Consider the following 12,804-nt stretch of genomic DNA (forward strand, 5'->3'; position numbering starts at 1 on the left):
AAAATTTTAGCTAATTCCGTTTAAAATTGATTTTATATGATTTGTACGTTCCATTTCGTTGTACACTTCACCAAACTCATCGTTGGCGATTAAGTCTCTAAAAGCGGTTAAATTATGAATATATTCATTTAGCGTTTCCAGCACGTTTTCTTTATTCTGCTGAAAAATGGGCGACCACATCGCCGGCGAGCTTTTTGCCAGCCTTACCGTTGATGCAAAACCACTTCCCGCCAAATCAAAAATATCCCGCTCGTTCTTCTCTTTTTCAAGGACTGTTTTCCCTAACATAAACGAGCTAATATGTGATAAATGCGATACATATGCAATATGACGATCATGAGATTCTGGATCCATATACCGAATACGCATTCCTATTTTCCTGAAAATTTCCATACCTCGCTCCTGAAGTTTAAAAGCGGTCTTTTCTACTTCACATACGATATTGGTCTTTTCTTTATATAAATCTTTTATAGCTGCAGAGGGACCAGAAAACTCGGTTCCTGCAATAGGATGAGACGATAAATAATTTCTTCGTTTTGGATGATCTTTTACCGCTTCACACAATTTGAATTTTGTAGAACCGGCATCGATTACCAACGTATGGTCTCCGGCATTGTCTAAAGCTTCTTTTAGAACTTTAATACTAATATCTACAGGCACCGCTACAATTGCAACATCACTATCGGCCAGATCTTCCATCGTTCCGGCAGCATCGATAAAACCAATCTCTAGAGCTTCTTTTACATGTGCTTCACTCTTATCGATACCAAAAATGGTACTTTCAGGAAAGGATTCTTTTATTGCCAACGCAAACGAACCACCAATAAGTCCTACTCCAATTACACTTACTTTCATCCTTTAATTCGTTTAATGGCTTCATCTACATTTTTTTCGTCTGTGCAAAGCGAAAAACGAATATAGCCTTCCCCCATATCTCCAAAAATAAAACCGGGAGCGGTAAAAATACTATGGTCATGCAGCAGGTTATCCACAAACTCTTCAGAAGATTTTCCTTCCGGTACTTTACACCATATAAACATCCCAGCCTGTTCTTTTCCTGGCTTGCAACCCAAAGCTGCAGCTAATTCCAGAATTTTAGCTCGTCGGCTTTTATAAATCGCATTCATAGCATCAAACCAGTTTTTTTCCAATTCCAATGCTGCAGTAGCACCAGCCTGCACGGGATAAAACATCCCACTATCCATATTGGTTTTCACCTTTAATACAGTGTCGATATTTTTAGCGCTTCCATTTAACATTCCTACACGCCAACCCGCCATATTAAAGCTCTTGCTTAAACTATTCAGCTCTAATGCTACTTCTTTAGCGCCTGCAATTTTTAAAATACTTTTAGGATGTTCGTTTAGAATAAAGCTATACGGATTATCATTAACGATAAGAATCTGATGTTTTTTACCAAAGGCTACCAATTGCTCAAAAACCTCCTCTGTAGCTGAGGCTCCGGTTGGCATATGCGGATAATTAACCCACATAATTTTCACCTTACTTAAATCCTTCTGTTCTAACTCCTCGAAATTCGGCAACCAATTCCCTTCCTCATTCAGATTATAAAAAATCGCCTTTGCACCAACCAATTTTGAAACCGACGTATAGGTTGGATAGCCTGGGTTAGGGATCAGCACCTCATCGCCTTCATTTAAATAAGCCATAGAAATATGCAAAATCCCTTCTTTACTTCCCATTAACGGAATAATCTCGGTTTCGGGATCTAAGGATACCTGATAATACTTTTGATAGAAACCGGCGACCGCATTCCTAAATTCGGCAGTACCTTTATACGGCTGATATTGATGTGCACCATTTTGAGTTAACCCCTTATTTAAGGCAGCAATCACCTGTTTTGGTGGTGGTAAATCCGGACTACCAATTCCTAAATTGATAATGGGCTTACCTGCGGCCTGTAAGGCACGAACTTCTCTTAACTTTGAAGAGAAATAGTACTCTTTTACATGTTCTAACCTATTGGCTGGTATCATTATTAAACGTTGTTTTTATATGTTCCAAAAATTCTTAATTGTTCGGTCATCATTCTTAACACTTCCATAGCTTTAGAAAACCTTTCGTAATCATCGAATGTTACATCGATAAAAAAACTGTACTTCCAGGGAGTTTCAATAATTGGCATACTTTGGATCTTCGTCATGTTCAGCTCAAAATCTCTCATGATGTTCAATACAGAAACCAAACTACCGGTGCGACTTTCTAATTCAAACTTCAATGAAGCTTTATCAATCTTCTCTCCGTTAGGCTCTTTCTTCGTTTTACTGATGATTAAAAACCGGGTGGCATTACTCTTTTTTGTATGAATATCTGCAGCCAAAATATCCAAGCCAAAAATAGCAGCCGCTGCCGTACTGGCTACCGCAGCCACGTGCTTAGATTGCTTTTCTGAGATTCTTCTGGCAACCTCTGCAGTATCGGCATCTTCAATAAGTTTTATATAAGGATATTTTTTAAAAAACTCTTTACACTGCAGTAAAGCCATTGGGTGAGAGTATACTTTCTTAATCTGGTCGATTTTCTGTCCTTTAAGCGCCATCATATTCATGGCGATTGGGATATAATGCTCTCCTATTACATGTAGATTATTTTCATCGATCAATGCGTAATTGGGAAGGATAGAGCCGGCTATAGAATTTTCTATCGCCATTACGGCTTCCTGGGTTTCATCATTTACCAAACGTTGTACCAGTTCCTGAAAAGACATGCACTCTTTTACCTGTACATCTTCCCCGTAATATTGCTGGGCGACCAAATGATGAAAGGACCCCTGGATCCCCTGTATTCCTATAACTTTTTTCATTCCAAAATTGACGTAAAAAAAAAGTCCCGATTTTTAGATCGAGACTTTTATATAATATTGTTTGCTTAATTACATACCATTCCCGATCTCTAATCCTTAAAAAAGAAATAAAAATAAAAGAATGCGTTCCAAGTAATTAAGTTGTTCATCTGTTCGTTATTACGTCGACTAAAGTATAATTATATTTTAATATGAAGAAAGCATTTTTTAATATTTTTTATAATAAATGTACTTTTTACGAATCTTTTGATATTTCAGTAATTTCAGAAGAAAGTTTGCAGTAAAGCTATTTTGAGAAAGTCTGTTTTTGGATAATTAATAACGCTAATCGCTTTTTATAGCATATAAAAACTAAAAAAAGAGAATTTTAGAGCTTAAAAATCAAAAATTATATTCGTTATAAAGGATTCAAATTCCAATATCACGCTTCTAAGAGATACATTTAGATTTTTTTTCTTATTTCCAGCCGCCTAAAGAGCTATTAAGTTCGGAACATACCCCCCTAAGATCACCTCTATAAAATATAAAATCATGCTGAGCTCAACACCTTATTTATAATCACTTTAGTCTACACAAGCTTTAGCATCTTTAATAAGTCTGATAAACAAATTATTTATTTAATCTATTTACTTCTTTCCTTTATGCATAAACAATCTCCCGGAAAGTCTCTACTATTCTTAATGCTTTTACCATATCCTCATTAGCTTAGGAAATATAGAAAACCTTAAATCCAGATTACACATTACATTATTGCAAAAACAGAATATGCTGTACCTTTGCCATAAATAAAAACTCATGAAATTAGAAAATATACCACAGATACATCATGCCAATTCTGATAATTTTTTTCTTTTAGCAGGCCCATGTGCTATTGAAGGTGAAGAAATGGCTTTAAGGATTGCAGAAAAAGTTGTTGAAATTACCGATAAACTAAAAATCCCTTATGTCTTTAAAGGAAGTTTTAAAAAAGCAAACCGATCAAGGATCGATAGCTTTACGGGAATTGGCGATGAAAAGGCTTTAAAAATACTTAGAAAAGTTTCCGAAACTTTTAAAGTACCTACGATTACCGATATTCATGAAATTAACGATGCCAAACTAGCAGCAGAATATGTAGATATCCTGCAAATACCTGCATTTTTGGTTCGGCAAACAGATCTTGTAGTTGCTGCCGCTGAAACCGGGAAAACAGTGAACCTTAAAAAAGGACAGTTTATGAGTCCCGAATCTATGAAACACGCGGTAACAAAGGTAACAGATTGTGATAACGAACAGGTGATGGTTACCGATCGCGGTACCATGTTTGGGTATAAAGACATGATTGTTGATTTTAGAGGAATTCCCACTATGCGCGAATTTGCGCCTACCGTTTTAGATGTCACCCATAGCTTACAACAGCCCAATCAAAGCAGTGGTGTAACCGGTGGCAGACCCGATATGATAGAAACCATCGCCAGAGCCGGAGTGGTAAATAATGTAGATGGATTATTTATCGAAACTCATTTTGATCCTGCTAATGCTAAAAGTGATGGTGCCAATATGCTCGATCTAAAATATTTAGAACAATTAATGACCAATCTTGTGGCCATCCGCCAAACTATAAATTCCTTTTAATAAGCTTTATAAAATTACTATAAGCTCCTAAATATAAATTTTCCATTTAGGAGCTTTAGGTTTTGATAATCCCGACGCTATTTTTTCAGATTTATGCATTTTAAAAGAATAATTTTATTCAAAATTTATAAAAAATGTTAAATCAATAATCTATATTAAAACATCAACTCATTTTAACTATTTTCATATATAATAACCACTATCTTTTAAATAAAGAGGATAAAAAAACATCAATCAGAATATGAAGAAAATACTATTACCCACATTAGCTGTAGTTAGCGCATTAATTTCGTGCGAAAGCGAACCCGAGGATAAGGGAAAAGATATAGGCGCTTTACATATAAGCAAAGAATTTCCAAAACCAGGCGATGAAATCAAAATTACTTATGCTTCAGGAGATAGTATCCCTTCCAGTGAAGATGAAAAAGTAAAAGGAATAATAAACTTCATTACAGATACTGGTGTGTATCCCGAAGATATTGAACTCAAGGATTCGGCTACGATGTACATGTCCAATATCAAAATTCCGGATTCTGTAAAGGCGATTTCTTTTCAGTTTAAACAATACAATATAGATGAGAATAACGATAAAGAAGGTTATGTGCTTCCGCTTTACGATGAAGAAGGTAATGCACTAACAGGAAGTGCTGCACAAATTGCAAATCTTTATAGCCAGGGAGATCGTTATGGAAATATAGAAATTCCTAAAGATTCCATCATTTCTAAATTTGAGGCTGACTTTAAAAAAGATGCTTCTTTAGAGGGAAAATGGGCTGGAAATTATATTAACCTTATAAAATCTGATAAGGAAAAGGCCACTGCTTTTGTCGAAAAACAAATGGCAACTGCTTTTGCCAATGATTCTTTAAGTGAAGAGGATTATATGCGTTTGTATCGCATGAATGCCATGATTGAAAATAAAAAAATTGCTGACTCTTTAAGAAATTTGATCCCGGAAAAGTTTCCGCAAGGATCTTTAGCAACTTCCAGTTATTATCAAAAAGTTTACGAGGCTAAAGGTTCTGCCGAAAAAGAAAAAGTTTTTCAGGATTACGAAGACAAGATTGGTAAGGAGAACATGTATAGGAATTACATGCTTTCCATGTTAGCCAGCGAGTTTGCTGCAGATGGCCATATAGAGAAAGCAAAGGAATATGCTTCAAAAATTTCTGAGAAAGGAAGAGAAGCTTCGGCATATAATAGCATTGCCTGGAAATTAGCTGAAGAGGGCAAGGATCTTGGAAAAGCACAGGAGATTTCTAAAAAGTCCCTTGATCTTATTGAAAATATAGACCCTAAAGAAGATAAACCAAAAACTCAAACTGCTTCACAATATAAAAGCAACTTAGACTACATGAAAGTTATGTATGAGGATACTTATGCAACGATCATGTATAAGCAAGGCGACCTTAAAGAAGCGATAAAATATCAGGAAATGGCAGCAAACTCCAAAACTGCCGATGCCGAGATTACTGAAAAGTATATCCAATATTTAGTGGAAGATAAGCAATACGAGACTGCAAAAGAAAAAGCTGCCAGTTTTATAGCTAAAAATAAAGGTTCTCAAAAGTTAAACGAATATTACAAAGAAGCTTACACCGCTGTTGGTGATACTGCCGGATTTGAAAAAGAATTTGCCATGCTTGAAGAAAAAGGTCACCAAAAAGCAAAAAGCGATATCAAAAAAATGATGATCGATGAAGATGCCAGTCAGTTTACCCTAAAAGATCTTGAAGGCAAAAAGGTTAGCCTAGAAGAATTAAAAGGAAAAACCGTAATTCTTGATTTTTGGGCTACCTGGTGTGGGCCCTGTAAAATGTCATTCCCGGGAATGCAAAAAGCGGTGGTAGCCCATAAAGACAATCCAAATGTAGAATTCTTATTTATCGATACCTGGGAAAGCCAGACCCCTGATGTACGCATGAAAGAAGTAAGCGAATTTATCGATGCTAATGATTATGATTTTCATGTGTTAATGGATGAAAAAGTAGGAGATGGTAATTCTTTTAAAGTTGTAGAAGACTATGGTGTTTCAGGAATCCCAACAAAGTTTGTATTAGGACCTGATGGCCGAATTAAATTTAAATCTGTAGGTTGGAACGGTAACACCGATAAATTAGCAGAGGAACTTGCGATTATGATTCAGCTTACACAATCCTAAACTCAACTAATATTTAGTCTAATTCTGTTTTTGTTTATAATTTTTATTTAAGCCTTCTATCTAGATAGAAGGCTTTTTTCTTTTTAAATGTTTAATTAATTATTAAAATTTTAGCATTTTAAACAAATTGATAATTATTCATAGTACCTTAAAAAAAAGTATCTTATGAATAAACCATTACTTAAAAAGCACTTTTTACTATTTCTTGTTTTCGGCAGCCTGCTGCCATATCATAACTTTGCTCAGAAAAAAAACGAAGATGAACCAAAATTAACTATTGGGGGAGCTTTGCGTTTTAATTATAATCTTTCTTCCTGGAAACCAGAAATGCAGGAAAGAGGTGGTGATTTTGGTTTTGATGTTTTTAGACTTGCTGTAAATGGTGCTTATAAAAACTTATATATCAATGCTGAATATCGGCTATATTCAGAAGCTTTTGGGGGCGGTTTTTTAAAACAGGGATGGCTAGGTTATAAATTAGATGACAAGCGTGAAATACAAATGGGACTGGTACAGGTTCCCTTTGGTATAGAACGCTACAATTCTCATAACTGGTTTCTGAACCTCCCTTATTATGTTGGTTTAGAAGACGACTATGATATGGGAATTCGATATTCATATATGGGCGATATGTTTGAATATCATGCCGGATTCTTTAAAAATGCTGAAGAACTCACTTTTGGCAATAATTCTCCTGCCTCCCCACACCGGTACTCCTATGATGTTGTTGGTAATAACAAGGAGGTAAATCAAATCAACGGAAAAATTTTATATAAACCTCGTCTAGATAATATGCATAAAATTGGACTCTCTGCTGCCTATGGAGGCCTTTACAATATCGAAACCACACAAACCGGCGATCATTATGCACTGGCCGTTCATTATGAATATAAATCTGATGACTGGTTTATAAAAGCACAAGCGACGAAAGCAGCATTTAATCCAGAGAATGCTGCAGGCAACACTCGAAATATCATCCAGATGGGAGCCTATGGAACTCCATACGAGGTTGCCTCAAATTTTGAAATCTATAATTTTGGAATTTCCCACTTGTTCTATATTAACAGGGATTTTGTAGAGAAAATAGAAATCTATAATGATTTTGGTTATATGCATAAGCGTATTGATGATTTTGGAGACTCCTATATGAATGTTTTAGGCGTTTTAATTAATTCAGGGCCCGTTAGTACCTATATTGATTATGCTGCCGGATATAATCATTCCTGGCTGGGCGGAGATTTTGATAATGAATTTTCTACAGGGGATCCCAACGCAAAATGGGAAGCAAGATTTAATATTAATATTGGATATTATTTTTAAATCTGCATTAAAACCCACATGTATAATGATTAATTTAAACGAGATTATTTAAATTACTCCTAAAGGTGAATTAAGACTTTATTAATTTTTAGGATTTGGAGATAGATTTTTATTGTTTCGCGATCCTCATTAAAATTACTGAATGAAAAAAACTTTACTAGTTCGATCTTACAAATTAATTTTAAGTACTGCGCTTCTATTTTTCGTCTTTCCAGTTTTGGCACAAGATGCGGAAAATGAAGAAAAACCCAAACTAAAATTAGGCGGTGCATTACGTTTTAATTACAATTTATCCAGTTGGAAAGATGGACAAAAAGATCGTGGCGGTGATTTTGGCTATGATATGTTTAGGGTTAATGCAGAAGGCTCTTATAAAAGAATCTTTTTAAATGTAGAATATCGATTATATTCTGAAGCCTTTGGAGGTGGTTTTCTAAAGCAGGGATGGATGGGTTATAAAATTAATAAAGAAGACCAGATACAGGTTGGATTAACTCAGGTTCCATTTGGACTTCAGCAATACAACTCCCACAATTGGTTCTTCAACCTCACCTATTATGTTGGCCTGGAAGACGATCATGATATGGGAATAAAATACATCCACGATTCAGATAGAATTCAATATCAACTGGCTTTCTTTAAAAATGCCGAAGAATTACAATTTGGTAGCACTACAGAAACCGATCCTTCAAGATATTCTTACGATATTACCGGGCGCAATAAAGAAATTAATCAGTTTAACGGAAAGTTTATTTACAAACTGGGTAAAGATAGACAACATCAATTAGGAACATCTGTGCAATACGGTGGTATTTATAATCTGGATACAAAAGAAACGGGCAACCACCACGGTTTTGCCCTGCATTATGAATATTTGGGTGAAAAATGGAACGTAAAAGCTCAGGGAATGATCATAGATCATAATCTTAAAACTCCCGATACCATTAGTGATAAGGTACTTCAATTTGGAGCCTATGGCGCTAATTACGGCCTTGCGGCCAAATTTAATATGTATTCATTAGCGGTTAGCCGAAGCATTCCTGTTGAAATAGGCCCTATATCAAATTTGGAATTCTATAATGATTTTGGTTTTATGGATAAAGCCGAAAAAGATTTTGAAGATTCTTATATGAATGTTACCGGTGTGTTGATCACTGCCGGAAATGTGTACACCTACATCGACTACGCGGCCGGATATAATCACTCCTGGCTTGGTGGTAATTTTGTAGACGATTTCTCGGTGGGAAACCCAGATGCAAAATGGGAAGCCCGCTTTAATATAAACATAGGATATTATTTTTAAACAACTAAAAAATTAGTATGGCAGAAAAAGTTACCAGAAGCGACGAGAAAAAATCTATTTTTGGATTAGAGGTTAACGGCCCGGTATTTTTCTCTTCGTCCATTATCATTATCGCAAGTATTATTTTAACGCTGATTTACGAGAAACAATCAGAAAAAGTATTTGAAAACGTACAGAACTATATTGCCAATAACGGGGGGTGGTTTTTTGTATTGGTCGTAAATATTTTTCTAGGATTTATGATCTATTTAGCGTTTAGTAAATTCGGGGAACTAAGAATTGGCGGACAGAACGCAAAACCAGAATTTAAAACAGCCTCCTGGTTTGCTATGCTATTTAGCGCAGGGATGGGAATTGGTTTATTATTTTGGAGTATTGCTGAACCTATAAACCATTTTAATTCTCCACCGATGGCTGAAGGTGGCACGGTTGAAGCTGCACGTGAAGCGATGAGTTTTACTTTTCTCCACTGGGGTTTTCATGCCTGGGGTATTTACGCTTTGGTTGGTCTTTCTTTAGCATACTTTACCTATACTCGTGGTTTACCACTTACCATTCGATCTGTTTTTTACCCATTTCTGGGCGATAAAATCCATGGTTGGATTGGAAATTTAATCGACATATTCGCCGTTTTAGCGACCCTTTTTGGATTGGCCACTTCTCTTGGTTTTGGGGTGCAACAAATTGCTGCGGGAATAGAACACGTTTTTGGGATCACTAATAATATCACTACGCAAATTATAATTATTGCAGGAATTACGGCTATAGCCACTTTATCTGTAGTTTTAGGCGTTGATAAAGGAGTTAGAATCCTAAGTGAATGGAATATGAGAATCGCCGTTGTACTATTATTAATGGTTTTAGTACTAGGTCCTACTATTTTTATCTTTCAGTCTTTTGTAGAAAACACCGGAAATTATTTTTCTGATTTCTTAAGCATTTCTACATGGACAGAAAGTTTCACGGGTACAAAATGGCAAAACGACTGGACTGTATTTTACTGGGGATGGTGGATTGCATGGTCTCCTTTTGTAGGAACCTTTATCGCTCGTGTTTCTAAAGGTAGAACTATTAGAGAATTTGTTTTAGGAGTCCTTATCGTTCCTTCATTAATCACGTTTTTTTGGATCTCTGCTTTTGGTAGTGCTTCCATACAGCAGGTTTTAGCCGGCGACAATACCATTGTAGAAGCAGTGAATGACGATGTGGCAACAGCTCTCTTTGTATTTTTGGAACAATTTCCATTAGCTACCGCTCTTAATGTGGTAGGAGTTATTCTTATTGCAGGATTTTTTGTTACCTCTTCTGATTCTGGTTCTTTGGTAGTCGATAGTTTAACCTCAGGAGGAAAAATTGATGCTCCTGTGGGCCAACGTATTTTTTGGGCCGTGGCCGAGGGTACCATCGCAGCCGTATTATTAGTGGGTGGCGGTTTACAGGCGCTGCAAACTGCATCGATCGTTACAGGTCTCCCCTTTGCTTTTATTTTACTGGTAATGTGCTATTCGCTCTATCAGGGTCTCAAAGAAGACATGCGCAAACTCAATAAGAAGAAAGAACAGAAACAAAAAGAAAATTACGAGGAGGTCGTGAAAGAAATAGTAAAGAAAAGAAACCTGAAAAAAGCAGATTAAAATGATTAATATTAACACCATACTTGTAGGATTAGATCTTTCTCCTATGGACGATCATCTTATCAAACACGCATCTTTTTTAGCAAAAAAATTAGATATTAAAAAGGTATATTTTACGCACAATGTAAAAAAATATGCAATTTCAGAATTATTTCAGGAGCAATTAAAGGATCTGGATTTAGAACAGATTATCGGGGATGAACTTTCTGAAAAAATTACGAATAGTTTTGATGCCGAAGTGGAATGGGACACACTGATTGCTGAAGACCCCTATACAGAATCGATTTTTAATCATATCGTAAACAAATATTATATCGATATGATTCTTGTGGGGAACAAAATTGATTATGAGGGTGCGGGAGTACTTACGGATAAACTGCTTAGAATGGTAAAATGTCCGCTTTTAATTATCCCTGAAACCAGCACGCCAAAATTGGATACTATTTGGGCAGGTACCGATTTTTCCAGAAGTTGTATGAAAATTTATAATAGTATCGATTATATTCAGGAGAAAATAAACGCCACTATTGTTGCAGCTCACGTTTATCAAATCCCAGCGCAATTTTCTCCATATGTTTCTGCTGATACCATGAAAACGAAACTAAAAAAACATAGCCAGGAACGTTTAGAAAAATTCATAAACCGCCTGCATAAGCCATATGCTATCAAAGAAGAAGTTTTAGACAGTAAAGAGTCTACGATTGCCGAAAAACTTATCGAATGCTCGCAGAACAATAATGCTGATCTTTTAATGGTAGCCGATAAAGGAAGTAATAATATATCTTCTTTGATGTTGGGAAGTGTTACCGATGAGCTTTCGACCGCTAACGCCAAAATCCCAATTTGGGTAGTAAAATAAGCTTTTTTAAAAATGCTTTAAATTATGCAATCTGAACTTTAGCGATTTAATTTCTAACTAAAGAATAAAAATCTAAAATTCAGTTGCATAATTTATTTTTATACATTTACTTTGTTTTTCAAAGTACTTTAAAATGAATAAAGATTATTCGCAGGATTTATCTGAAATTAGGAATTTAATGAACCGCTCTTCGCGGTTTCTTTCTCTTAGCGGGACCTCTGGAATCATGGCCGGGATTTACGCCATTATAGGCGCAGGTATTGCCAAAATATTCTTCTTCCCAACCTTTCCTACTCAGCTGGACTATCAAAATACAGGATATACTCATTCGCAAGTTCTTCCGATTGTAATTGATTTATTGTTGGTCCTGTTGTTAAGTGTAGTCACAGCCTATGTACTTTCGGTCAAAGAAGCGAAGAAAAATAATGAAAAAATATGGGACGAAACAGCCAAACGACTTGTCTTTCATTTTTTGGTTCCATTGCTCACCGGTGGTGCCTATATTCTCTTAAAACTAAACCAGGGTGATTTCGCTTCGGCTGCCGCATTGATGTTAATTTTCTACGGACTCGCTTTACTCAATGCTTCAAAATATACGATTGGTACCATTAAATACTTAGGAATTTCAGAGATTTTGATCGGTTTAATTTGTGCTTGTTTTCCCGGCTATGGTTTTTGGTTTTGGACCATAGGATTCGGACTTTTGCATATTATTTACGGAAGTTTAATGATTATTCAGCAAAAATAATTTCCGAAGAAAACATCCATAGTGAGTATCATAGAAAACATAAACAAACTCTTTGACCATCGCATTCGATTGGGAATCATGTCGGTTTTAATGGTGAACGAAAAAGTAAGTTTTAATCAGCTAAAAGAACTTTTGGAAGTTACCGATGGTAATTTGGCCAGCCATATCAAAGCGCTTGAAAAAGCCGATTATATTGAAGTGCAAAAATCCTTTGTAGATCGCAAACCAAACACCAAATATAAAGCGACCAAGCTTGGGAAATTAGCATTTAAAAAGCATATCGACGCGTTGGAAAATATTATAAAGTCCAAAAATGAATTAAACTAAATTTTTTTATTAAT

General features: G+C 35.7%; 11 protein-coding genes. 8 read left to right on the top strand and 3 right to left on the bottom strand.

Annotation, left to right across the window (positions count from 1 at the left end):
• Positions 1–6: 6 nt before the first annotated feature.
• Genes ZPR_RS16685 through ZPR_RS16695 form a run of 3 tightly spaced genes read right to left on the bottom strand, consistent with a single transcriptional unit; the run spans position 7 to position 2,824 of the window.
• The gene (locus tag ZPR_RS16685) at positions 7–855 is read right to left on the bottom strand and encodes a prephenate dehydrogenase (protein ID WP_013072926.1); all 849 of its coding nucleotides are present in this window, start codon (positions 853–855) and stop codon (positions 7–9) included.
• A complete protein-coding gene (locus tag ZPR_RS16690; RefSeq protein WP_013072927.1) occupies positions 852–1,997 on the bottom strand; it encodes a pyridoxal phosphate-dependent aminotransferase in 1,146 nt (381 codons plus the stop codon). The genes ZPR_RS16685 and ZPR_RS16690 overlap by 4 nt, the downstream gene beginning before the upstream one ends.
• 2 nt (positions 1,998–1,999) lie before the next feature.
• On the bottom strand, positions 2,000–2,824 hold the full coding sequence (locus tag ZPR_RS16695; RefSeq protein WP_013072928.1) for a prephenate dehydratase: 825 nt from the start codon (positions 2,822–2,824) through the stop codon (positions 2,000–2,002).
• A gap of 795 nt (positions 2,825–3,619) precedes the next feature.
• Here ZPR_RS16695 and kdsA point away from each other — a divergent pair.
• From kdsA to ZPR_RS16735, 8 genes are all read left to right on the top strand, one after another.
• Positions 3,620–4,438, top strand: a complete 819-nt coding sequence (gene kdsA, locus ZPR_RS16700) for a 3-deoxy-8-phosphooctulonate synthase (RefSeq protein ID WP_013072929.1) — start codon at positions 3,620–3,622, stop codon at positions 4,436–4,438.
• A 241-nt stretch (positions 4,439–4,679) separates the two neighbouring features.
• Complete coding sequence (locus tag ZPR_RS22660; RefSeq protein ID WP_013072930.1) at positions 4,680–6,599, top strand: TlpA disulfide reductase family protein; 1,920 nt, start codon at positions 4,680–4,682, stop codon at positions 6,597–6,599.
• A gap of 165 nt (positions 6,600–6,764) precedes the next feature.
• On the top strand, positions 6,765–7,919 hold the full coding sequence (locus ZPR_RS16710) for a hypothetical protein (RefSeq protein WP_013072931.1): 1,155 nt from the start codon (positions 6,765–6,767) through the stop codon (positions 7,917–7,919).
• A 142-nt stretch (positions 7,920–8,061) separates the two neighbouring features.
• Positions 8,062–9,222, top strand: a complete 1,161-nt coding sequence (locus ZPR_RS16715) for a hypothetical protein (RefSeq protein ID WP_049771472.1) — start codon at positions 8,062–8,064, stop codon at positions 9,220–9,222.
• Between the two features lie 17 nt (positions 9,223–9,239).
• Positions 9,240–10,856, top strand: a complete 1,617-nt coding sequence (locus ZPR_RS16720) for a BCCT family transporter (RefSeq protein WP_013072933.1) — start codon at positions 9,240–9,242, stop codon at positions 10,854–10,856.
• Position 10,857: 1 nt separating this feature from the next.
• Positions 10,858–11,715 carry a universal stress protein gene (locus ZPR_RS16725; RefSeq protein WP_013072934.1) on the top strand — a complete coding sequence of 286 codons (858 nt, stop codon included), beginning with the start codon at positions 10,858–10,860 and terminating at the stop codon, positions 11,713–11,715.
• A gap of 133 nt (positions 11,716–11,848) precedes the next feature.
• Positions 11,849–12,463: a hypothetical protein gene (locus ZPR_RS16730; RefSeq protein ID WP_013072935.1), complete on the top strand. Its 615-nt coding sequence runs from the start codon at positions 11,849–11,851 to the stop codon at positions 12,461–12,463.
• Between the two features lie 21 nt (positions 12,464–12,484).
• Complete coding sequence (locus tag ZPR_RS16735) at positions 12,485–12,790, top strand: winged helix-turn-helix domain-containing protein (protein WP_041579038.1); 306 nt, start codon at positions 12,485–12,487, stop codon at positions 12,788–12,790.
• Positions 12,791–12,804 lie beyond the last annotated feature (14 nt).

The sequence above is a fragment of the Zunongwangia profunda SM-A87 genome (assembly GCF_000023465.1).
GTDB lineage: Bacteria > Bacteroidota > Bacteroidia > Flavobacteriales > Flavobacteriaceae > Zunongwangia > Zunongwangia profunda.